This is a genomic window from Bradyrhizobium sp. USDA 4474 (assembly GCF_054057515.1).
Window position 1 is genome coordinate 7,056,976 of record NZ_JBSRZJ010000002.1, and the last position, 20,014, is coordinate 7,076,989.

Consider the following 20,014-nt stretch of genomic DNA (forward strand, 5'->3'; position numbering starts at 1 on the left):
CCCCCTTAAGCCGACACGACGTGCCGGGCCATCAGGTGCCGCGGAATTAAATGGATCAGACCGGCGGCTGCGAACAGCGCGATCGCCAGCAGCGAAACGCCGGCCATCATGCTGCCCGTCATCTGGCTCAGGACGCCGAGGACTGCCGGGCCGACGAAACCTGCGGTGGCCGCACCAATATTGACCAGTCCGGCCCCGCTGGCCGCTGCCGTTCCCGCCAGCACGCGGGAAGGCAGGCTCCAGAACATGGCCAATGTGCACTGGATGCCGGAGATGCCGACCGTGAGGCACAAGAAGGAGAGCGCCGGCACGTCGCGCGTCGCGACACCCGTCACCAAGGCGGCGCCGCCGACAATCAGGGGAGCTGCAGTGTGCCAGAGCCTCTCGCCAGTCTTCACGGAGTGAAACGAATTGAGCTGCATGGCGCAGGCCGCGATCAGGTAAGGCAGTGCGGTCACGATGCCGATCTGGAAGTTCGTCAGCCCGCCGAACGACTTGATCATGCTCGGCATCCAGAACACGAGGCCGTAATTGCCGAGGTTGTAGAGAAACGAGGTTGCGAACAAGATCCATAGCGTCGGCTCTCGCAACGCCGGCCACAGGCTCGTTTGCTTGTCCCTGGACTCCTGGGCGAGTTCGCGCTGCACCAGGGCCTTTTCGTCGGATGTCAGCCATGCAGCATCGTCCGGCCGTTCGACGATCGCCTTGCTCGCGACGACCCCGAGCAGGATCGCGGGGAGGCCTTCGAGCACGAACATCCACTGCCAGCCTCGTAGGCCGTAGCCGCCATGGGTGACGTCCATGATCCAGCCGGACAGCGGACCGCCGAGGATCACGCCGAGGGGCAGGGCGAGGAACAGTAAGGACATCACCTTGCTGAGCCTGAACGAGGGAAACCACAAACTGAAGCAGGCGATCACAGCCGGAAAGAAGGCGGCCTCCGTGATCCCGAGCAGGAAGCGAAAGACGTAGAAGCTGGTCTCGTCGCGGGTCGCCAAAGTTGCCATGGAGACGAGCCCCCATGAGATCATCGACGCCACAATGCACTTTCGCGGGCCGTAGAGCTGAACCAGATAGCCTGCGGGTACCTGGAGCAAGAGATAACCGACAAAGAACAAGCCCGCGCCAAAGCCATAGGCGGCCTCGCTCAGGTGCAAGTCGCTGACCATGCCGAGCTTGGCGAATCCGACGTTCACCCGGTCCAGGTAGCCAAAGAAATAGCAGACGAGGATGAGCGGCATGATGTGCAGCACGATCTTGCGGTAGGTCGCGTGTGCCGCGACCACGTGCGTTGGTGTGGTCATGGCGATCGGCACTGGCGAGGCGAGTTGCTGCTGTACGGACATCGGTGCTACCTGTTCCTTTCGGTCCGGCGATGCGGATCGTAGAAACCGCCGACAACGAGGTCCAATGCGGGTTCGCTTGCGACTGATGAGACTTCCGCATGAAAGTCGAGAACGCTGAACTCGAGGCCTTCGTGATTGCGGCCGAGCTGCTGAATTTCCAGCGCGCAGCCGAAAAGCTTCATTTGACCCAGCCGGGCCTGTCGCGCCGGATCCAGAAGCTGGAGCAAACGCTGGGGGTCGAGCTGTTCAGCCGTACCACCAGGTCGGTGGCCCTCACCGGGGCGGGACGCCACTTCCTCCCGATGGCGCGCCAGCAGATCAACAATCTGAACGGGATGCTCGATTCAATCCGCGAGGTCGCCGAGAGGCGCTTCGGCAAGATTCGGGTAGCCAGCATTCCGACCGTCGTCTGCCAGGCTTTTCCAGCCTTGCTGAGGACGTTCACCGAACGGCATCCCAACGTGGGTGTCCAGGTGTTCGACGGAAACCAGGACCTTGTCGTTCGCCAGGTCCTGTCCGGGTTGGCCGAATTCGGGGTCGGCGTGGACCCCGGGCCCGATCCCGATCTGACTTTCGCACCGTTGCTGGCAGACCGGTTCGTCCTGGCGGTGCACAAGGACGACCGGTTGACCGCGCGCCAATCGATCACGCTGCAAAAACTGCAAGCGATGCCGAAGCTGCGGCTCATGATTGACGGACGCGACAGCGGCAACAGGCTCTTGCTGGAGGTATTGCTCGGGAATGCAGCCCTGAAACTGCGCTGGTTCTACGAAGTCGAGCACGTCTCCTGCATCGTCGAACTCCTGGAAGCTGGCGTCGGCTGCGCCATCCTGCCGGCTATGGCGCTGCCGGCATATCCCGGCTCCAATATCAGGGCAGTTCCAATCTCGGTCCCGGAAATTACACGGACCGTCGGTGTCATCCGCCATCGGTCCCTGAACATCTCGCCGCTTGCCGGCGAGTTCTTGGATCTTGTGACCAGGCGCCTTGGCACCGAGCCGGCGTCATGATCGTTGTTGTGAACCGAACCACACCGAGGCCATGGTCATGACCGTTGATATGACGCAACAGCCGACCGGATCACGCCCGATGAAAGTCCGCTGCTGCATCGTCGGCGGCGGTCCCGCCGGCATGATGCTCGGCTATCTCCTGGGACGCGGCGGCATCGATGTCGTGGTGTTGGAGAAGCACGCAGATTTTTTCCGCGATTTTCGCGGCGACACCGTGCATCCGTCGACGCTTCAGGTGATGGACGAGCTAGGCCTGATCGACGGATTCCTCAAGCTGCCGCATCAGCGCTTGCAGAAGATGGACGGCCTGTTCGGCGGCACCAAGGTGCGGATCGCCGATCTCAGCCGGCTGAATACGAAGTACCCGTTCATTGCCTTCATGCCGCAATGGGATTTTCTCAATTTCCTGCGCGAGGCGGGCAAGCGCTTCGCCTCGCTGAAGGTTTTGATGAGCACGGAGGCGGTCGACCTGATCCGCCGCGGCGACGCCATTGCCGGCGTGCGCGCCCGGACGCGCGACGGCATCGTCGACATCGAGGCCGATCTCACCGTTGCCTGCGACGGGCGGCATTCGACGGTGCGCGAACGAGCCGGCCTTGCCGTCGAGGAGATCGGCGCGCCGATGGATGTGCTCTGGTTCCGGGCCGGCCGGTCTGGCGACGAGACCGAAAATCTGTTCGCGCGTGTCGAGCCAGGCAAGATGATGGTGACCTTCGATCGCGGCGATTACTGGCAGTGCGCCTATGTCATCGCCAAGGGACAATATGATGCGGTGAGGGCGAGGGGACTACAGGCGCTGCTCGACGACGTCGTGCGCATGGCACCGATCCTCAAGCGCGGGATTGGCGAGGTGAAGAGCTTTGACGACGTCAAGCTTCTCACCGTCGCGATCAATCGCCTGGGCCGCTGGACCAGGCCCGGCTTGCTCTGCATCGGCGACGCCGCGCATGCGATGTCGCCGGTCGGCGGCGTCGGCGTCAATCTTGCCGTGCAGGATGCGGTCGCGACTGCCAACCTGCTCGCGGGCAAGCTGACGCGCGGCTGTCCATCGGACGAAGAGCTCGATGCGATCAGGCGGCGCCGCGAGTTCCCGGTGAAGATGACGCAGGCGATGCAGGTGATCGTGCAGAACAACATCATCAGCGGTGCGCTGAAGGGCGGCGATCAACCGCTCAAGGTGCCGCTTGTCTTGCGCCTCATCAATGCGCTGCCATGGCTTCAGGGTATTCCGGCGCGCTTCATCGCCATCGGCGTGCGGCCGGAGCACGTGCATTCGACAGCCGTGCCGGCACCCTGATGCAGCGGTTTGGTAGGGATAACGCCGCGTTAAATCGCAGCTTCGGCGTGGCGTGTGTGCAACAGCGCATCCGGATTCAGGGGCCGCCAACTGCCAATCCCGTGCCTTAACTGTCTTGATTCAAATTCGAGTAAGAACTGCGTGTGAGCGTGCGCCCATCAAAGGACACGGGGTGTACCATGCGTAACAAGTTGATTGCCGCCTTCGCCTGCACGACCGCTCTGGTTTCGACTGGTGCAGCTTCCGCCGCCGATCTCGCCGCGCGTCCCTACACCAAGGCGCCTGCCTATATCGAGCCGCTGTTCAACTGGACCGGCTTCTACGTTGGTGGTCACATCGGCGGCGCCTGGACCAACGAGCAGTTCATCAACAACGGCGTCGGTGCCCCGTTCGGCGATCTGACGCCGGGGCAGGGTTACCGTCAGCGTAGCGCGGGCATCATGGGCGGCGCCCAGATCGGCTACAACTGGCAGGCCAACAACTACGTGTTCGGCATGGAAGGCACGATCTCCGGCCTCGACAACAGGGGCACCGTCGTGAACACCGCGTTTGGCGCCGGTGACGACGTCTTCACGTGGCGTGCGAATCTGCTCGCCACCGTCGTCGGCCGCGCTGGCTTCGCGGTTCAGAACAACCTGTTCTACTTCAAGGGCGGCTACGCCGGCGTCAACAACCGTCTTAACGTCAGCGACACGGTCGGCCCGGCGACGGGTTCAGGTGGTCAGACCCACTGGGCCAACGGCTGGACGGTGGGCGCCGGTTGGGAATACGGCATCACCCGCAACTGGATCGTCGGCCTCGAGTACAATTACGCGGCCTTCGGCGGCCAGACCTATCAACTCGGCGGCACCTCGGGCAACTACACCTTCGATGCCAAACCGCGTGACATCCAGTGGGCCGTCGTCCGCGCCAGCTACAAGTTCGACGCGCCTGCGATCGCGCGGTACTGAGCCACAAACGACCAATCAGCAAAAAAGGTCACTGCCAAGAATTCAAAGCCCCGGCATTGCCGGGGCTTCTTTTTGCACCACAGGCGCCTCATGCCATCACCGAGAATCCGCCATCGACCGGGATTGCGGTGCCCGTGACGAAGTTCGACGCCGCGGAGGCGAGGAAGACCGCGATGCCCGCGAAGTCGTCGATGTCGCCCCAGCGGCCCGCGGGCGTGCGTGCCAGCACGCGCTCGTGCAGGCCCGAGACCTGCTTGCGCGCGCCGCGCGTGAGATCGGTGTCGATCCAGCCCGGCAGGATGGCATTGACCTGGATGTTGTCAGGCGCCCAGGCATTGGCGCAGGCGCGCGTGTACTGCACGATGCCGCCTTTGCTCGCCGCATAGGCGGTCGCGAAGCTCGCGCCGAAGATCGACATCATCGAGCCGATGTTGATGACCTTGCCGTTGCCTGACGCCTTCAGCGCCGGATAGGCCAGCTTCGAGCAGACGAAGGCGCTGGTGAGGTTGGTGTCGATCACCTTGTTCCACTCGTCGAGTTCGAGCTCGTGCGGCGGCTTGCGGATGCTCATGCCGGCGTTGTTGATCAGAATGTCGATACGGCCGAGATCGTTCAAGACGCGGTCGATCATCGCCGCGACCGCCGCCTTGTCGGTGACGTCGGTGGTGACTGATACGGCCTTGACGCCGCGACCCCTGAGATCGGCGACCGCTGCGGCCGATTTGGTTTCATTGCGTCCGACCACGGCGATGTCTGCGCCGGCATCAGCGAGCCCGTGCGCGAGACCGAGGCCGATGCCGCCATTGCCGCCTGTGACGATCGCGACCTTGCCGCGGAGATCGAACCGGTTGGATGTCATGCTTTCACGTCCTGGTTTCTTTCATCGGTTGCTTTGCCAGATCAGCACCAGCCCGAAGCCTGCCATGGCAGCGCCATAACCGGCCCATTGCAGCTGGTTGACCATGAAGCTCGATCGCGGCCAGGCGACGGTGCCCGTGCCCTGTCCGATCCAGAGCAGCCCGAGGGCGACGGCAAGCAGGCCTGCGACAAGCAGAAATCTGCGCATGCATTCCTCCATCGGTCTGATTCTGTCGCGACCCATGGCATCAACGATCGCCACGGACCCGCGAAAACGTCCCGCAACACTAGCCGCAGCGTCGGTTCGGATACAATGGTCGCTGACGGCCGGTAAGGCACCGCGCAACGAAAAAACCCCGGACGATGCCGGGGCTTTGACGTCTGAAGGTGAATTCAGCTCAGTACTTTAAATCTTGCTACTTCAGATCTCAGTACTTGGCGACGACCGGGCCGGTCCAGTTGAAGCGGTAGACCAGCGAGGTGGAGATCGTCTGGTTCCAGTTGTTGGCGCGGATGCTGTTCACGCCGGTCGGCAGGTTGGTGGTGTTGAAGAGCTCGTCCTGAGTCTTCGCATCGTAGAAGGCCGAGCGATACTCAGTCTTCATGAACCAGCCGGGCGAGGAGATGCCGAAGATGTTCAGGCTGTTCTCGACACCGCCACCGACGAACCAGCCGTTGCGGTTGTAGCCGTTGAGGTGCGTGCCGGAGGAAACGCCAGCCAGATTGGTGAAGTTGGTGCTGCCGAAGTGAGCGCCGCTGTAACCGCCGTTGACGTAGGACAGAACGTTCGGAGCGACCAGCCAGCCGAGGCGGACACCCGCGGCCCAGGAGTCTTCCAGCTTCTGGCTACCGGTGATCTGGGCGAGCGGATCCTGCACGGTGGCGCGGATGCTGCCGAACTGACCGTCGGCGAACACGCCGGCGACCCAGGTGCTGTTGAACTGCCAGTCGTAGCCGAGGCCGACGGTGCCGAACCAGCCCGAGCCACCCTGGCGCTGGGTGATGGTCAGGGGCGTGCCCGTGGTGGTCGAGACGACGCTCTGGTCGGAGTTCGAGAGGCCGCCGCCGGCGCCGCCGAAGATGTAGAAGCCGGTCCAGTTCGCGACCGGAGCCGCCATCGGGGCCTTCACGTAGGGACGAGCCGCAAGATCAGCCGCCGACGCCGAACCCGTCATTGCCGCAATCGCGGTCAGTGCGAGAGCAATCTTCTTCATGATAAAATCCCCAACCTTGGTTCGAAGCAGGCGCGAGCGCACTGAAGTCCGTGTGTTCTGATGGCTCGGACTATAGACGGTTCTCGCCGAAATGCTGTTGCAGGCCAGGCACAGTCGCCGGAAAACGCCCGCTCGTCAGGTTCGATGACGCCGTCATCTATATCGACAAAAATCAATCTATTTCAATATGTTAATGGATTGCACAGGCTGTGGTCCAAGATGGGTTTCTTCGTTCGGAATGCGCCTTTGCCCGAGCGCGAGGCAATCCTGACGCAGCCCGGGCGTGCGCCCGTCCGCTCTGAGTCGTTGGCCGAGTCGCCCGCCGCCAGAGGAATCGCCGAGGCGGACTGGAGGGAAGCGCTGCACGGTTGCCCCAAAATGAAAAAGCCCCGGCGCAAGGCCGGGGCTTTTGGGTGGCCATCGCCGCATCAGACGTCGAGCAGTTCCTCGCTGGCAAATTCCGCCTTGTCCGAGATGAACGCAAAACGCGCCTCGGCCTTGGTGCCCATCAGGCGCTCGACCGAATCCGCCGTGGTGTCGCGATCATCGGGCAGCAGGACCACCTTGAGCAGCGTCCGCTTGCTCGGATCCATGGTGGTTTCCTTGAGCTGCGCCGGCATCATCTCGCCGAGGCCCTTGAAGCGGTTCACCTCGACCTTGGCGTTGGCGTTGAAAGCGCTCTTGATCAGCTCGTCCTTGTGCTTGTCATCGCGTGCGTAGACCGATTTCTGCCCGTGGGTCAGCTTGTAGAGCGGCGGCACGGCGAGGAACAGATGTCCCTCGTCGATCAGCTTCGGCATCTGCCGGTAGAAGAAGGTGATCAGGAGCGAAGCGATGTGGGCGCCGTCGACGTCGGCGTCGGTCATGATGATGATGCGCTGATAGCGCAGATCCTCTTGGCGATACTGCAGGAGTTGTCCGCAGCCGATCGCCTGCACGAGATCGGACAACTGGGCGTTCGCCGTCAGCTTGTCCTTGCCGGCAGAAGCGACGTTGAGGATTTTTCCACGCAACGGCAGCACCGCCTGGGTTTTGCGATCGCGCGCCTGCTTGGCGCTGCCGCCGGCCGAGTCACCCTCGACGATGAAGAGTTCGGAGCCCTCGGTGCCTGCGTCGGTGCAGTCCGCGAGCTTGCCGGGCAGGCGCAGCTTCTTGCCGGCCGTCTTGCGCGCCGTCTCCTTTTCCTGGCGGCGGCGCAGCCGCTCCTCCGCTCGGTCGATCACGAAGTCGAGCAGACGGTTGGCCATGTTCGGATTGCCCGAGAGCCAATGGTCGAACGGATCCTTCATCGCCTGTTCGACGATGCGCTGCGCTTCGGCCGTGGCGAGGCGGTCCTTGGTCTGGCCCTGGAACTCAGGTTCGCGCACGAACACCGAGAGCATCACGGCGGCGCCCACCATCACGTCTTCCGACGTGATGGACGAGGCGCGCTTGCCCTGGCCGACGCGCTCGGCGTGATCCTTCAGGCCGCGCAGCAGCGCGCTGCGCAAGCCCGATTCATGGGTGCCGCCGTCGGGCGTCGGCACGGTGTTGGTGTATGAAGACAGGAAGCCGTCGGCATCCGCGGTCCAGGCCACCGCCCATTCGCAGGCGCCATGCGCGCCGTTGCGCCCCGACTTGCCGGAGAAGATGTCGGGATGCACCAGCGTATCGGCGTGGATCGCCGCCGCCAGATAATCCTTGAGGCCGCCGGGGAAGTGGAACGTGGCCTCGGCCGGAACGTCCTCGACGCCCTTGAGCAGTTCGGGCGCGCAATTCCAGCGAATCTCGACGCCGCCGAACAGGTAGGCCTTCGAGCGCGTCATCTTGAACAGACGTTGCGGCTTGAACGCGGCCTTGGCGCCGAAGATGTCGGTATCGGGCTTGAAGCGCACGCGCGTGCCGCGGCGGTTGCTGATCTTGCCGAGATCCTCGAGCTTGCCCTTGGGATGGCCGCGCTCGAAGCTCATGCGGTAGAGCTTCTGGCTGCGCGCGACCTCGACCTCGAGCCGCGAGGAGAGGGCGTTCACGACGGAGATGCCGACGCCGTGCAGACCGCCCGAGGTCTCGTAGACCTTGCTGTCGAACTTGCCGCCCGAATGCAGCGTGCACATGATGACTTCGAGTGCCGACTTCTTCGGGAACTTCGGGTGCGGATCAACAGGAATGCCGCGGCCGTTGTCGGTGACGGTGAGGAACCCGTCCGCGGAGAGCTCGACGCCGATGAAGGTCGCGTGTCCCGCGAGCGCCTCGTCCATCGAGTTGTCGATGACTTCGGCGAATAGGTGATGCAGCGCCTTTTCGTCGGTGCCGCCGATATACATGCCGGGCCGGCGCCGCACCGGTTCCAGGCCCTCAAGCACCTCGATGTCGGCTGCCGTGTAATCGGCTTCCCCGCCGCTCGCGCGCGGCGCGGCCTTGGCTGCGGGAGCGCGCCCCTTCGGCTCATTGCCGTCGAACAAATCGTCTTTGCTTTTTGTCTTCAACTGCTTGGACATATATCTTGATGTGCTTTGAGGGCCGCGCAGGCGGCGAATCGGTTGCGGAGACTATGCCACGGCCGGCCTGGAAGGTCAGGCCGCGCCGATCTTGACCGCTTCTTGACTGCTTCTTGGGGTGGTTGCGAGCCAATCCCGGCGATTTTACGCCGCCGGCTCACCAGATCCCGGCAATTTGACGCCGCCGGCCGCCCCGTGCAGAGGTTTGTGACTTGATGTCACACAAGTCCCTGGCTTACCAGTGCTTTTCATGGAACATGACCTCAGGGCGAGGCGGGAAGGCTAATCTGGAATGGAGCAGTTTGCGCACGCACTGGCCGATTTCGTGCGTTTACACCAGGCCTGGGCTGCTCCGATCGTGTTCCTGCTCGCGTTCGGGGAATCGCTCGCCTTCATCTCCCTGCTGATCCCGGCCTGGGGGGCACTGGTCGCCATCGGCGCGCTGATCGGCGCAAGCGGCATCAGCTTCTATCCGGTCTGGATTGCCGGCGCGATCGGCGCCGCGCTCGGCGACTGGGTCTCCTACTGGTTCGGCTATCGCTACAAGGAGCAGGTCGCGCAGATGTGGCCGCTCTCGCGCTATCCGGAAATTCTTCCCAGAGGCGAGGCCTTTGTCCGGAGCTGGGGCGTGCCCAGCATCTTCATCGGTCGCTTCTTCGGTCCCTTACGCGCCTCCGTGCCGCTCGCCGCGGGCATCTTCGAAATGCCGTACTGGAGCTTCCAGGCGGCCAATTTCATCTCGGCGCTGGTGTGGGCAGCGGCACTGCTGCTGTTCGGCGATGTCATCGCCAGGATCATGGAATGGATCTGGCGCCTCATCTGACGCCGTGAACCTTGACGGGAACTGCATCTGGCCTTATAGCCGCGCGCCATGATCAACGCCGCGACCATCCTGTTCGCCCGTCGCCGCCGCCGCAGCTTTGCGGTTTGGGCGGTCGATCGCGTTTGAGATCATCGTCTTTGCCGCTGGATCCGATCCGCGGCATTCTTTCTCCTGTCAGCGCGATCTGATCCAGCGGCCCCCAAGGAGGCCCAGCAGGAGACCACGATGTACACGCCACCCTTTTTCAAGCCGGATCGTGCCGCGAGCCTGAAATTCGCAGGCGAGCGCGGTTTCGGCACGATGTGCGCCTTCGACGGCTGCAAGCCGGTCGCTTCGCCGCTGCCGTTCTATTTGACGTATGCGGCCGACGGCACGCCGCAGGCAGCCTTTCATGTCGCCCGTCACAATCCGCTGGTAAGGCTTGCGGACGGCACGACGCGCTGGCTGCTCGCGATCAACGGCCCCGATGCCTATGTATCGCCCGACTGGTACGTTTCGCCTGATCAAGTGCCGACCTGGCTGTATCAGACGGTGCATCTCACCGGGCCCGTGAAGCTGCTGTCTGACGATGAGCTGGCGGTGCAGATCGACACGCTCAGCGACATCTTCGAGAGCTGGCTGCTGCCGAAGAAGCCGTGGACTTCAGGCAAGATGACGACAGGCCGGCTCGAGGCGCTGAAGAAGGGGATCGTGGGTCTGGTCATGAAGGTCGAAGAGGTCGAAGGCAGCTTCAAGCTGAATCAGCACAAATCGGACGCCGACTACGTCGCGATCGCGAATGCACTCGGCGCACAAGCCGATGCCGACGCCAGGAAGATCGCCCAACTGATGCAGGACGTGAGGCCCGAGGCCTTCGCGGCCGAAACCAACATGCTCGAAAGGAGCGTATCATGAGCCTCACGGAAACCACGAAAGCGCCGTCCACCGGCGCAGCCGAGAAAACCGCCACCGTCTTCGTCGACGGCGGCTCCGGCACCACCGGCCTCGGCATCAACGAGCGGCTGAAGCTCCAGAACGATGTCGTGGTGAAAACCATCGCCGACGACAAGCGCAAGGATCCTGCGGCCAAGAAGGCGCTGATGGAGGAGGTGGATCTCGTCATCCTCTGCCTGCCCGACGATGCCGCCAGGGAGACGGTCGCACTGATTGACAGCATGGGGACGTCGGCGCCGAAGGTGCTGGACGCCTCGACCGCGTATCGGGTCGCACCTGACTGGGCCTACGGCTTTGCGGAGCTGGCGCCCGACCAGGCCGGCAAGATCAAGGCCGCGAAGAAGGTCTCGAATCCGGGTTGCTATCCGACCGGCGGAATCGCGCTGCTGCGGCCGATCGTCGATGCGGGCCTGTTGCCGCCCGACCATCCCATCAGCGTCAACGCGGTGAGCGGCTATTCCGGTGGCGGCAAATCGATGATCGCAAGCTTCGAGGACGGCAGTGCGCCATCCTTCGAGCTCTATGGCCTCGGCTTCGAGCACAAGCATCTGCCGGAGCTGCAGCTCTATTCGAACTTGACGCGGCGCCCGATCTTCATTCCCTCCGTCGGCAACTACCGGCAGGGCATGCTGGTCTCGATCCCGCTCCAGCTCGACACGTTGCCGGGCAAGCCTGATGGTGCCGATCTCCAGGCGGCGCTGGCCAAGCGCTACGCCGGCTCGAAATACGTCAAGGCGATGCCGCTCCAGAACGAAGCCTCCAAGGGCGGCCGCATCGAGCCGGAGGCGCTCAACGAGACCAACATGCTCGAGCTCTACGTCTTCGCCAGCGACAAGTACCACCAGGCGGTGCTGGTCGCGCGGCTGGACAATCTCGGCAAGGGCGCCTCGGGCGCTGCCGTGCAGAACATGCGGCTGATGCTGGGTCTGCCGGAGGCGTAAGCGGCACGCCGTTCCCCGGACGCGGCGCAGCACTGCCCTGGCGATGCGAAGCATCGTCCGGCGGTGATGCGCTGCAGAGCCGGGGCTCATGCCCTGCGGCGCGCATGCCTTACTGTCGGATGATCTCAGCCGGAAACGGCCGCGCGGGTCGACCGGCGCAGACGTTGTTGCGGGCCGTCACCGCGGCGTGGCGGGATGCCTCAAATGCGCCAAGTGACTCGTTGGAGACATCGCAGACGTCCTGATGGTCCCTCGCGTAGTCGACGACGGCGCTCCAGGCCTGCGATGCGCGGATATTGTCCTCGCAACGGTTGAGCATCAAGCTGCGCGTCTTGGGCTTGGAGGCCTCCGTCGCCTCGTTGCGCAGGCGGCCCAGTTCGGGGCATTGCACCTGCGCGACGGCCGCGCAACACGAGGCGGCAAGGGTGATCGTCGCGATCACTGGCAAAAGAATCCGCATCGGCAGTGCCTCGTTTTGGCTTCCACCAGCACGGAACGATAGACTTGGATTGGCCGCGGGAACAGCCCTGTTCGTACCCCTGGCTGCCTCAAAACACCTTGAAGATCGCGAGCGCCAGCACGGCCTGGGCCAGGAAGCCGACGGTGAAGGCGAGCGTACGAAATACCGGGATGCCGAGCGCATAGACGATGGCATGCGCGACGCGCGACCAGAAATAGACCACACAGGCGAGCACGGTCCATTTCGAGGAATAGTCGATTGCGTTCAGGATCAGCACCAGCGGTGCGAACAGCACGAGATTCTCCACCGCGTTGTCGTGCGCGAACATCAGGCGGTTCGCCCATTCGGCCTGAGGCTTGTCGCCGCGCGAAGGATTGGCCATGGCGCCGCCGAGCCCACGGACCTGGCAACGGTTGATGGTGTAGGGGATCCAGAGGATTCCGGTCAGGATCACCGTACAGGTCAGCCAGAACAATTCACGCGTCATAATCCGGTCCCCTCCAAATCGATACCGTGAACTTATACGAAAGCGCGCGCTGTTGCGCTATGCGCGAACCCTGACATAGCTGCCTGGCGCGTCCTCGATCGGGGGCAGCGCCTCGGTGCCGACGCTGCGCGCGGGCACTTCCTCCGGGTCGAGTGCGCCCAGCCATTCACGCCAGTCCGGCCACCACGAGCCCTTGTGCTCCACCGCGCCCTTCATCCACTGGGCGATGGTGACGTCCTTGATGTTGTCGTTGGTCCAGTACTGGTACTTGTTCGAGGCCGGCGGATTGACCACGCCGGCGATGTGGCCGGAGCCTGACAGCACGTATTTCACGGGCCCGCCGAAGAATTGCGAGCCGTACAGCACGGATTCTGCTGGCGCGATGTGGTCTTCGCGGGTGGCGAGGTTGTAGACGGGCACCTTGACCTTGGAGAGGTCGAGCAGCGTATTGTCGAGCACCATGGTGCCGGTCGACAACCGGTTCTCCAGATAGCAGTTGCGCAAATAGTAGGAATGGTTCGCCTGCGTCATCCGCGTCGCGTCGGAATTCCAGTGCAGCAGGTCGAACGCGCTCGGCTCCTTGCCCTTGAGGTAGTTGCTGACGACGTAGGACCAGATCAAATCGTTCGAGCGCAGCATGTTGAAGGCCATCGCCATCTTGGAGCCTTCGAGCACGCCCGACATCTTCATGTCCTGCTCGAGCGCGGCGATCTGGTCCTCGTCGACAAACACGAGGAGATCGCCGGCATGGGTGAAGTCGACTTGCGCGGCGAAGAACGTCGCCGACGTGACGCGCTGGCGCCGCTTCTCGGCGAGCCAGGCCAGCGTGGTTGCCAGCATGGTGCCGCCGACGCAATAGCCGGCCGTATGCACCTTCAGCTCGCCGGTGACCTTCTCGATCACGTCCATCGCCGTGAGCGGGCCCTCCTTCATGTAGTCTTCCCAGCTCTTGGCTCCGAGCTTCTTGTCGGGATTGACCCATGAGATCACGAACACGGTGATGCCCTGGTCGACACACCACTTGATGTAGGACTTCTCCGGCTTGAGATCGAGGATGTAGAACTTGTTGATCCAGGGCGGCACGATCAGGAGTGGCGTGCGCAGCACCTTCTCCGTGGTCGGAGAATACTGGATCAGCTGCATCATCTCGTTCTGGTAGATCACCTTGCCTGGCGTCGTCGCCATGTTGACGCCGACGACGAGATTGTCCGGATTGGACTGGCGGATCTTCAGCATGCCCTTTCCGGCGGCGATGTCCTCGGCCAGCATCGTCAGGCCGCGCGCGAGGTTCTCGCCGCTGCTTGCAACCGTCTCGCGCAGCACCTCCGGATTGGTCAGCACGAAATTCGAGGGCGAGATCGCGTTGGTGATCTGCTGGACGTAGAACTCGGCCTTGCGGCGGGTCTGCGCATCGAGCTCGGCGTCATGCACCAATTCCTGCGCCCATTTGCTGGTGAGCAGATAGAGCTGCATCATGAAATCGAAGAACTGGTTCGACTTCCATTCCGGATCGGCAAAGCGCTTGTCGCGCGGGGAGGGTGATATCGCGGGCTGGGCGTCCTGGCCGGCCATCCGCCGCGCCGCAGAGCCCCAGAGGTCGAGATAATCTTTTGCAAGCTTGGTCTGCAGGTCGGACGCACGCGATTGGTCCGATAACCAATACTCGGCGACCGACGTGAAGGTCTTGACGACCTCGGTGAGCTCGGCCGGCGGGCGGTCTTGCACCTCGCCGCTTTCGCGCGGCTTCAGATACGCGGCGAGCGCCTTGCCGCCGCTCTCCATCGCCCGCGCGACATTCATCGCGAAGGCTTCCGCATCGAACTTCATGTCGGACTTTGACTTGGGCGTGTCGGTCGTAACGGTACTCATGGAGACGACAGTAACAATTCATTCCGTATTCGTCACCGCGAAGCTCGCTGGTTTCGCGTCAAAGAGGTGCGAAGATGTGCTGCACTGCGACAAAGCTTCTTGCTTTTGTCACAATCGCCGTGCACCTCACGTTCCGTGGGCCTTGGATGATTTCTCGCTCGTGCCATTTGTGGGCAGCAATGGTTTGAGCTTGGGCAGGTTGTTGGTTAAGCTACCGGCAGCCTGGCGTTGGGACGAGTAGGGGATTTCCCAGGTGTTGGCGTTGTGGGACCTGCAAAAGACGCGGCTTGCGTGCTGCGCGCTGCTGATGGTGGTGTTCGCGTTGGGGGGCTGCTCGAGTCAGCTTGCCGATATGACTGCCGCCGATACGGCGGCGCATCCCAAGGAGCCAGGTGCCTATTTGCCGGTCCACGACCTGCCGCCGGACCGTGATCAGGCGATCATCCCGCTCGACCAGCGCGTCAAGATCGAGGCTGAGCTAGCGGCCGCGCGCGACCGTCAGGCCGTCGCCGCCAAGGATGCCAAATAGAACGCCAATGCGCGGCGGCACGGTCATCGGGCGGCGCAAGGTAAATCGCTGGCGCCCCCGCCACTCCGTGCTAAAAGACTTCAATTCAGCCGAGAGTCAGGACGAAGGAGTTCAGTTCTCGTCGTCGAATTTCACTCCAAGTATTTGATTTTGAGTGATTTTTGCACGCAGGGCGAAGCCTCCTCGAAAGGGTCGTCATCGCCCTTCGATTCTGTCTTGACCGGTTGCCCGGAGCCCAGAGAGCCATGGACGATTTTTACCGCATCCGCCGCCTTCCGCCTTACGTGTTCGAGCAGGTCAACCGGGCCAAGGCGGCCGCGCGGAATGCCGGCGCCGACATCATCGATCTCGGCATGGGCAACCCGGACCTGCCGGCCCCGCCCCACGTGCTGGAGAAGCTCAAGGAGACGTTGGGCAAGCCGCGCACCGACCGCTACTCCGCCTCCCGCGGCATCCCCGGCCTGCGCCGGGCCCAGGCTGCCTATTACGAGCGCCGCTTCGGTGTGAAGCTCAATCCCGATACCCAGGTCGTGGCGACGCTCGGCTCAAAGGAAGGGTTTGCCAACGTGGCGCAGGCGATCACCGCGCCGGGCGACGTGATCCTCTGTCCGAACCCGAGCTATCCGATTCACGCCTTCGGCTTTTTGATGACGGGCGGTGTGATCCGCTCGGTGCCCTCGGAGCCGACGCCGCAATTCTTCGAGGCTGCGGAGCGGGCCATCGTGCATTCGATCCCGAAGCCGCTCGCGCTCGTCGTCTGCTATCCTTCGAACCCGACCGCCTATGTCGCGAGCCTCGATTTCTACAAGGACCTGGTCGCATTCGCGAAGAAGCACGAGATCCTGATCCTGTCCGATCTCGCCTATGCCGAAGTCTATTTCGACGAGAGCAATCCGCCGCCCTCGGTGCTCCAGGTGCCGGGCGCCATCGACGTCACCGTCGAGTTCACCTCGATGTCGAAGACTTATTCGATGGCGGGCTGGCGCATGGGCTTCGCGGTCGGCAACGAGCGCGTGATCGCGGCGCTCGCCCGCGTCAAATCGTACCTCGACTACGGCGCCTTCACTCCGGTGCAGGTCGCCGCGACTGCGGCGCTGAACGGTCCCGATGATTGCATCAAGGAGATGCGCGACACCTATCGCAAGCGTCGCGACGCGCTGGTGGAGTCGTTCGGCCGCGCGGGGTGGGACATTCCGCCGCCGGAAGCCTCGATGTTCGCCTGGGTGCCGCTGCCGGAGGCCTTCCGCAGCGTCGGCAGCATGCAGTTCGCGACCCTGATGGTGGAGAAGTCAGGTGTTGCGGTCTCGCCCGGCGTCGGCTTCGGCGAACATGGTGAAGGATATGTCCGCATCGCCATGGTGGAAAACGAGCAACGGATCAGGCAGGCCGCGCGCGGCGTGCGCCGCTTCCTTGAAAGCGGCATCGAAACGTTGCACAACGTCGTTCCACTCGCCAACAGGCGCTAATTCTCTCCTGCAGGTTCACTAAAGCATCATGGTTGCACCCCTCAAAGTGGGCATAGCGGGGCTCGGCACCGTGGGCGCCGAGGTTGTCCGTTTGATTGAGACGCAGGCGCGCGTGCTCGCGGGCCGTTCCGGCCGCGGCATTCGCGTCGTCGCGGTGACGGCGCGTTCGAAGGCCAAGAAGCGCGGCATCGATCTGCGCGGCGTCGAATGGGCGAAGGATCCGCTGGCCGTCGCCACGCATCCCGAGGTCGAGTGCTTTGTCGAGTTGATGGGCGGCGCAGGCGATCCCGCGCTGGCCGCCGTCGAAGCCGCACTCGGTTCCGGCAAGTCCGTCGTCACCGCGAACAAGGCGTTGCTCGCCAAGCACGGTCTGAAGCTCGCCAAATCGGCCGAAAAGCATGGCGGCGCGCTGAATTTCGAGGCAGCCGTCGGCGCCGCGATCCCCGTCATCAAGACGTTACGTGAAGGTCTCGCCGGAACCGGCATCGAGCGCGTCTATGGCATCCTCAACGGCACCTGCAATTATATCCTGACGCGAATGGAGCAGGAGGGCCTGTCGTTTGCCGAGTGCCTCAAGGATGCGCAGCGGCTCGGCTATGCCGAGGCCAATCCGTCCTTCGACGTCGACGGCCACGATACCGCGCAGAAGCTCGCCATTCTCGCCAGCCTCGCTTTCGGCACGAAAGTTGCTCAAAGCGCGGTCTATGTCGAAGGCATCTCCTCCATCGCGCCGGAAGATCTGCGCGCGGCCGCCGATCTCGGCTACCGCGTCAAGCTGCTCGGTGTTGCCGTGCGCACCGCCACGGGTATCGAGCAGCGCGTGCATCCGACCATGGTGCCAAAAACCTCCTCGATCGCGCAGGTGATGGGTGTCACCAACGCGGTTACGATCGATGGAGAGGGCATTCCCCCGATTACGCTGGTCGGACCCGGCGCGGGTGGTGCGGCGACTGCATCCGCTGTCGTCGCCGATATCGCCGATGTTGCGCGCGGCATCCGCGCCAATCCGTTCGGCCGGCCGATCGCGCAGCTGCGCGACACCAGGAAGGCGCCGATGGAGCGGCACGAGGGCGGCTACTACATCCGCCTTCTGGCGCGCGATTTCCCGGGCACCGCGGCTGCGATCGCGACCCGGCTGGCAGAGCAGAAGATTTCGATCGAGTCGATCGTGCAGCGCCATCCCAATGGCGGCGCCGCATCGGCAAACGGCAAGGCAGTGCCCGTGCCCGTCATCCTGATCACCTATGCCACGCATGAGGACGCCGTGCGCCGCGCGCTCGCCGCCGTGCAGAGGGACAAGGTGATCAGCGGACGGCCGCAGGTCATCAGGATTGAGAAGAACTAGAGCATGATCCGGAAAAGTGTGGAGCGGTTTTCCGAAAAGAGCATGCTCGAGAAATAAAAACGGTTCGAACGAACTGTGAGTGTTACGAGTTGATGCGGGCAGGGCGTCCTGTCCAAAACCGTTTCGAAGGAGTTAGCCGATGTCGACCCATATTGAAGTCCCCCCGCACGCCTTGCTCGAGCGCATTCTCACGCTGGAGATCGTGCGGGTGACGGAACGGGCGGCAGTGTCGTCGGCGCGGCTGCGCGGGCACGGGCAGGAGAAGCCTGCGGACCAGGCCGCGGTCGACGCGATGCGCCGCGAGCTCAACAAGCTGCCGATCCAGGGCACCATCGTGATCGGCGAGGGCGAGCGCGACGAAGCGCCGATGCTCTACATCGGCGAGAAAGTGGGCATGAACACCGGTCCGGAAGTCGATATCGCAGTCGATCCGCTCGAAGGCACCACGCTGTGCGCCAAGAACATGCCGGGCTCGATCGCGACGATGGCGATGGCCGACGGTGGCACCTTGCTGCACGCACCTGACGTCTACATGCAGAAGCTCGCGATCGGCCCCGGCTATGACAAGGGTGTCGTCGATCTCGATGCGAGCCCCGCCGATAACGTCCGCCGTCTCGCCAAGGCCAAGGGCGTCAAGCCTGAGGGTATCACCGTCCTCGTGCTCGATCGCCCCCGCCATGCCGGCATCATCGAGAGCGTGCGTTCGACCGGCGCTGCCGTTCGCCTGATCACCGACGGCGACGTTGCCGGCGTGATCCACTGCGCCGATCCCGACAACACCGGCGTCGATATGTATCTGGGCACCGGCGGCGCGCCGGAAGGCGTGCTCGCGGCGGTGGCGCTGCGCTGCATCGGCGGCCAGATGCAGTGCCGCCTGATTCTCGATTCCGGCGAGAAGATCGAGCGCGCCGCCAAGATGGGCGTCAACGATCCCAAGATGATCTACGGCATCGAGGACATGGCGCGCGGCGACTGCCTGTTCGCCGCAACCGGCGTCACGACCGGTTCGCTGCTGTCGGGCGTGAAATTCCGCAAGGACGGCGTGATCGAGACCGAGACCGTGGTGATGCGCTCCGTCACCGGCACCGTGCGCTACATCAAGGCCGAGCACCGCGAACTGGCGAAGTTTCATCTGGACTGATGTTCTCTGTCGTTCCGGGGCGACGGGACCGCGCAGAGCGCGGCCCGGAGAACCCGGAATCTCGCGCCGCAACTTCTAAATACCGGGTTCGCGCTGATGCGCGCCCCGGAATGACGATAAGAACGACTGGGGAAGCGCATGTCCGATCTCTCCGCCGTCAAGGCCCTCATCTTCGACGTGTTCGGCACGGTCGTGGACTGGCGCACCAGCCTGATCACCGATTTCATGTGGTGGGGGAAGGGGCGCGGCGTCAGCGTCGATTGGACCGCGCTCGTCGACGACTGGCGCGGCATGTATGTCGCGTCGATGCAGGACGTGCGCGAGCATCCCGAGCGTGGCTATGTCATGCTGGACGATCTGCACCGCCGCTCGCTGGAAAAGCTGGTCGAGAAATTTGCCATCAAGGGCCTCACCGAGGCCGATCTCGATCATCTCACCAAGGGCTGGCACCGCCTCAATCCCTGGCCGGACAGCGTTGCCGGCCTGACCCGGCTGAAGACAAGGTTCGTGATCTCGCCGCTGTCGAACGGCAACGTCGCGCTGCTCACCAACATGGCGAAGCATGCGGGTCTGCCGTGGGATCTCATCATGTCGGCCGAATTGTTCGCGCACTACAAGCCCGATCCCGAAACTTATCTCGGCGCCGCAAGACTGCTCGGCCTCAAGCCTGAAGAGGTGATGATGGTCGCCGCCCATAATGGCGATTTGGCCGCCGCGCAGAAGAACGGACTGAGGACCGCGTTCGTGGCGCGGCCGACCGAATACGGTCCGTTGCAGAAGGTCGATTTCGAGGCGACGGGAAATTGGGACATTGTCGCCAAGGATTTTGGCGGGATCGCCGACAAGCTCGGCTGCTAGACGTTGCGCC

Annotated in this window: 19 protein-coding genes; 11 read left to right on the forward strand and 8 right to left on the reverse strand. The window is 63.4% G+C overall.

The features are described from left to right. Positions 1 to 5: 5 nt before the first annotated feature. Positions 6 to 1,346 (reverse strand): MFS transporter, encoded by a 1,341-nt coding sequence (locus ACVW16_RS34785; protein ID WP_456735032.1) that lies wholly within the window; start codon positions 1,344 to 1,346, stop codon positions 6 to 8. Positions 1,347 to 1,444: 98 nt separating this feature from the next. On the opposite strand from ACVW16_RS34785, the gene ACVW16_RS34790 reads away from it, so the two are divergent. The 3 genes from ACVW16_RS34790 (at position 1,445) to ACVW16_RS34800 (ending at position 4,603) form a co-directional block, all read left to right on the forward strand. Beyond that, the gene (locus ACVW16_RS34790; RefSeq protein ID WP_456802596.1) at positions 1,445 to 2,356 is read left to right on the forward strand and encodes a LysR family transcriptional regulator; all 912 of its coding nucleotides are present in this window, start codon (positions 1,445 to 1,447) and stop codon (positions 2,354 to 2,356) included. A 37-nt stretch (positions 2,357 to 2,393) separates the two neighbouring features. Continuing rightward, positions 2,394 to 3,653 (forward strand): FAD-dependent oxidoreductase, encoded by a 1,260-nt coding sequence (locus ACVW16_RS34795; RefSeq protein WP_456703421.1) that lies wholly within the window; start codon positions 2,394 to 2,396, stop codon positions 3,651 to 3,653. Between the two features lie 179 nt (positions 3,654 to 3,832). Then, positions 3,833 to 4,603, forward strand: a complete 771-nt coding sequence (locus ACVW16_RS34800) for an outer membrane protein (protein WP_456703422.1) — start codon at positions 3,833 to 3,835, stop codon at positions 4,601 to 4,603. A gap of 88 nt (positions 4,604 to 4,691) precedes the next feature. On the opposite strand, the gene ACVW16_RS34805 is transcribed toward ACVW16_RS34800, so the two are convergent. The 4 genes from ACVW16_RS34805 to parE form a co-directional block, all read right to left on the reverse strand. Next, complete coding sequence (locus ACVW16_RS34805; protein ID WP_456703423.1) at positions 4,692 to 5,462, reverse strand: SDR family NAD(P)-dependent oxidoreductase; 771 nt, start codon at positions 5,460 to 5,462, stop codon at positions 4,692 to 4,694. 21 nt (positions 5,463 to 5,483) lie between these two features. After that, positions 5,484 to 5,669 (reverse strand): hypothetical protein, encoded by a 186-nt coding sequence (locus ACVW16_RS34810; RefSeq protein WP_456703424.1) that lies wholly within the window; start codon positions 5,667 to 5,669, stop codon positions 5,484 to 5,486. Positions 5,670 to 5,889: 220 nt separating this feature from the next. After that, positions 5,890 to 6,675 carry an outer membrane protein gene (locus ACVW16_RS34815; RefSeq protein ID WP_456703425.1) on the reverse strand — a complete coding sequence of 262 codons (786 nt, stop codon included), beginning with the start codon at positions 6,673 to 6,675 and terminating at the stop codon, positions 5,890 to 5,892. Positions 6,676 to 7,103: 428 nt separating this feature from the next. Further along, positions 7,104 to 9,152 (reverse strand): DNA topoisomerase IV subunit B, encoded by a 2,049-nt coding sequence (gene parE, locus ACVW16_RS34820; RefSeq protein WP_456735034.1) that lies wholly within the window; start codon positions 9,150 to 9,152, stop codon positions 7,104 to 7,106. A gap of 292 nt (positions 9,153 to 9,444) precedes the next feature. On the opposite strand from parE, the gene ACVW16_RS34825 reads away from it, so the two are divergent. The 3 genes from ACVW16_RS34825 (at position 9,445) to argC (ending at position 11,849) form a co-directional block, all read left to right on the forward strand. Beyond that, positions 9,445 to 9,975, forward strand: a complete 531-nt coding sequence (locus ACVW16_RS34825) for a DedA family protein (protein ID WP_456703427.1) — start codon at positions 9,445 to 9,447, stop codon at positions 9,973 to 9,975. A 225-nt stretch (positions 9,976 to 10,200) separates the two neighbouring features. After that, positions 10,201 to 10,869 (forward strand): FMN-binding negative transcriptional regulator, encoded by a 669-nt coding sequence (locus ACVW16_RS34830; RefSeq protein ID WP_456703428.1) that lies wholly within the window; start codon positions 10,201 to 10,203, stop codon positions 10,867 to 10,869. Continuing rightward, positions 10,866 to 11,849 (forward strand): N-acetyl-gamma-glutamyl-phosphate reductase, encoded by a 984-nt coding sequence (gene argC / locus ACVW16_RS34835; protein WP_456703429.1) that lies wholly within the window; start codon positions 10,866 to 10,868, stop codon positions 11,847 to 11,849. Before ACVW16_RS34830 ends, argC begins: the two co-directional genes overlap by 4 nt. Positions 11,850 to 11,958: 109 nt before the next feature. Here argC and ACVW16_RS34840 read toward each other — a convergent pair whose 3' ends face one another. The 3 genes from ACVW16_RS34840 to ACVW16_RS34850 all read right to left on the reverse strand — a co-directional run bounded on the left by ACVW16_RS34840 (position 11,959) and on the right by ACVW16_RS34850 (position 14,665). Next, positions 11,959 to 12,291 carry a hypothetical protein gene (locus ACVW16_RS34840; protein WP_456703430.1) on the reverse strand — a complete coding sequence of 111 codons (333 nt, stop codon included), beginning with the start codon at positions 12,289 to 12,291 and terminating at the stop codon, positions 11,959 to 11,961. A 106-nt stretch (positions 12,292 to 12,397) separates the two neighbouring features. Next, on the reverse strand, positions 12,398 to 12,796 hold the full coding sequence (locus tag ACVW16_RS34845) for an MAPEG family protein (protein WP_456735035.1): 399 nt from the start codon (positions 12,794 to 12,796) through the stop codon (positions 12,398 to 12,400). A 57-nt stretch (positions 12,797 to 12,853) separates the two neighbouring features. Beyond that, positions 12,854 to 14,665, reverse strand: coding sequence for a PHA/PHB synthase family protein (locus ACVW16_RS34850; protein ID WP_456703432.1), 1,812 nt, complete (start codon positions 14,663 to 14,665; stop codon positions 12,854 to 12,856). A 253-nt stretch (positions 14,666 to 14,918) separates the two neighbouring features. On the opposite strand from ACVW16_RS34850, the gene ACVW16_RS34855 reads away from it, so the two are divergent. The 5 genes from ACVW16_RS34855 (at position 14,919) to ACVW16_RS34875 (ending at position 20,004) form a co-directional block, all read left to right on the forward strand. Next, complete coding sequence (locus tag ACVW16_RS34855; RefSeq protein ID WP_456703433.1) at positions 14,919 to 15,194, forward strand: hypothetical protein; 276 nt, start codon at positions 14,919 to 14,921, stop codon at positions 15,192 to 15,194. A gap of 245 nt (positions 15,195 to 15,439) precedes the next feature. Next, positions 15,440 to 16,660, forward strand: coding sequence for an LL-diaminopimelate aminotransferase (locus ACVW16_RS34860; RefSeq protein WP_456802597.1), 1,221 nt, complete (start codon positions 15,440 to 15,442; stop codon positions 16,658 to 16,660). A 28-nt stretch (positions 16,661 to 16,688) separates the two neighbouring features. Then, positions 16,689 to 18,005: a homoserine dehydrogenase gene (locus ACVW16_RS34865; RefSeq protein WP_456703434.1), complete on the forward strand. Its 1,317-nt coding sequence runs from the start codon at positions 16,689 to 16,691 to the stop codon at positions 18,003 to 18,005. A gap of 139 nt (positions 18,006 to 18,144) precedes the next feature. Then, complete coding sequence (glpX, locus tag ACVW16_RS34870) at positions 18,145 to 19,146, forward strand: class II fructose-bisphosphatase (RefSeq protein ID WP_456703435.1); 1,002 nt, start codon at positions 18,145 to 18,147, stop codon at positions 19,144 to 19,146. 138 nt (positions 19,147 to 19,284) lie between these two features. Next, on the forward strand, positions 19,285 to 20,004 hold the full coding sequence (locus ACVW16_RS34875) for a haloacid dehalogenase type II (RefSeq protein ID WP_456735036.1): 720 nt from the start codon (positions 19,285 to 19,287) through the stop codon (positions 20,002 to 20,004). Positions 20,005 to 20,014 lie beyond the last annotated feature (10 nt).

What these genes read in the sequence shown, in the direction of transcription:
- ACVW16_RS34800 (WP_456703422.1), top strand. Translation starts at nt 3,833, where the DNA reads ATGCGTAACAAGTTGATTGCCGCCTTCGCCTGCACGACCGCTCTGGTT.
- ACVW16_RS34865 (WP_456703434.1), top strand. Translation starts at nt 16,689, where the DNA reads ATGGTTGCACCCCTCAAAGTGGGCATAGCGGGGCTCGGCACCGTGGGC.
- ACVW16_RS34790 (WP_456802596.1), top strand. Translation starts at nt 1,445, where the DNA reads ATGAAAGTCGAGAACGCTGAACTCGAGGCCTTCGTGATTGCGGCCGAG.
- ACVW16_RS34805 (WP_456703423.1), bottom strand. Translation starts at nt 5,462, where the DNA reads ATGACATCCAACCGGTTCGATCTCCGCGGCAAGGTCGCGATCGTCACA.
- ACVW16_RS34860 (WP_456802597.1), top strand. Translation starts at nt 15,440, where the DNA reads ATGGACGATTTTTACCGCATCCGCCGCCTTCCGCCTTACGTGTTCGAG.
- ACVW16_RS34810 (WP_456703424.1), bottom strand. Translation starts at nt 5,669, where the DNA reads ATGCGCAGATTTCTGCTTGTCGCAGGCCTGCTTGCCGTCGCCCTCGGG.
- ACVW16_RS34875 (WP_456735036.1), top strand. Translation starts at nt 19,285, where the DNA reads ATGTCCGATCTCTCCGCCGTCAAGGCCCTCATCTTCGACGTGTTCGGC.
- argC (WP_456703429.1), top strand. Translation starts at nt 10,866, where the DNA reads ATGAGCCTCACGGAAACCACGAAAGCGCCGTCCACCGGCGCAGCCGAG.
- ACVW16_RS34825 (WP_456703427.1), top strand. Translation starts at nt 9,445, where the DNA reads ATGGAGCAGTTTGCGCACGCACTGGCCGATTTCGTGCGTTTACACCAG.
- ACVW16_RS34815 (WP_456703425.1), bottom strand. Translation starts at nt 6,675, where the DNA reads ATGAAGAAGATTGCTCTCGCACTGACCGCGATTGCGGCAATGACGGGT.
- ACVW16_RS34830 (WP_456703428.1), top strand. Translation starts at nt 10,201, where the DNA reads ATGTACACGCCACCCTTTTTCAAGCCGGATCGTGCCGCGAGCCTGAAA.
- parE (WP_456735034.1), bottom strand. Translation starts at nt 9,152, where the DNA reads ATGTCCAAGCAGTTGAAGACAAAAAGCAAAGACGATTTGTTCGACGGC.
- glpX (WP_456703435.1), top strand. Translation starts at nt 18,145, where the DNA reads ATGTCGACCCATATTGAAGTCCCCCCGCACGCCTTGCTCGAGCGCATT.
- ACVW16_RS34795 (WP_456703421.1), top strand. Translation starts at nt 2,394, where the DNA reads ATGACCGTTGATATGACGCAACAGCCGACCGGATCACGCCCGATGAAA.
- ACVW16_RS34845 (WP_456735035.1), bottom strand. Translation starts at nt 12,796, where the DNA reads ATGACGCGTGAATTGTTCTGGCTGACCTGTACGGTGATCCTGACCGGA.
- ACVW16_RS34785 (WP_456735032.1), bottom strand. Translation starts at nt 1,346, where the DNA reads ATGTCCGTACAGCAGCAACTCGCCTCGCCAGTGCCGATCGCCATGACC.
- ACVW16_RS34850 (WP_456703432.1), bottom strand. Translation starts at nt 14,665, where the DNA reads ATGAGTACCGTTACGACCGACACGCCCAAGTCAAAGTCCGACATGAAG.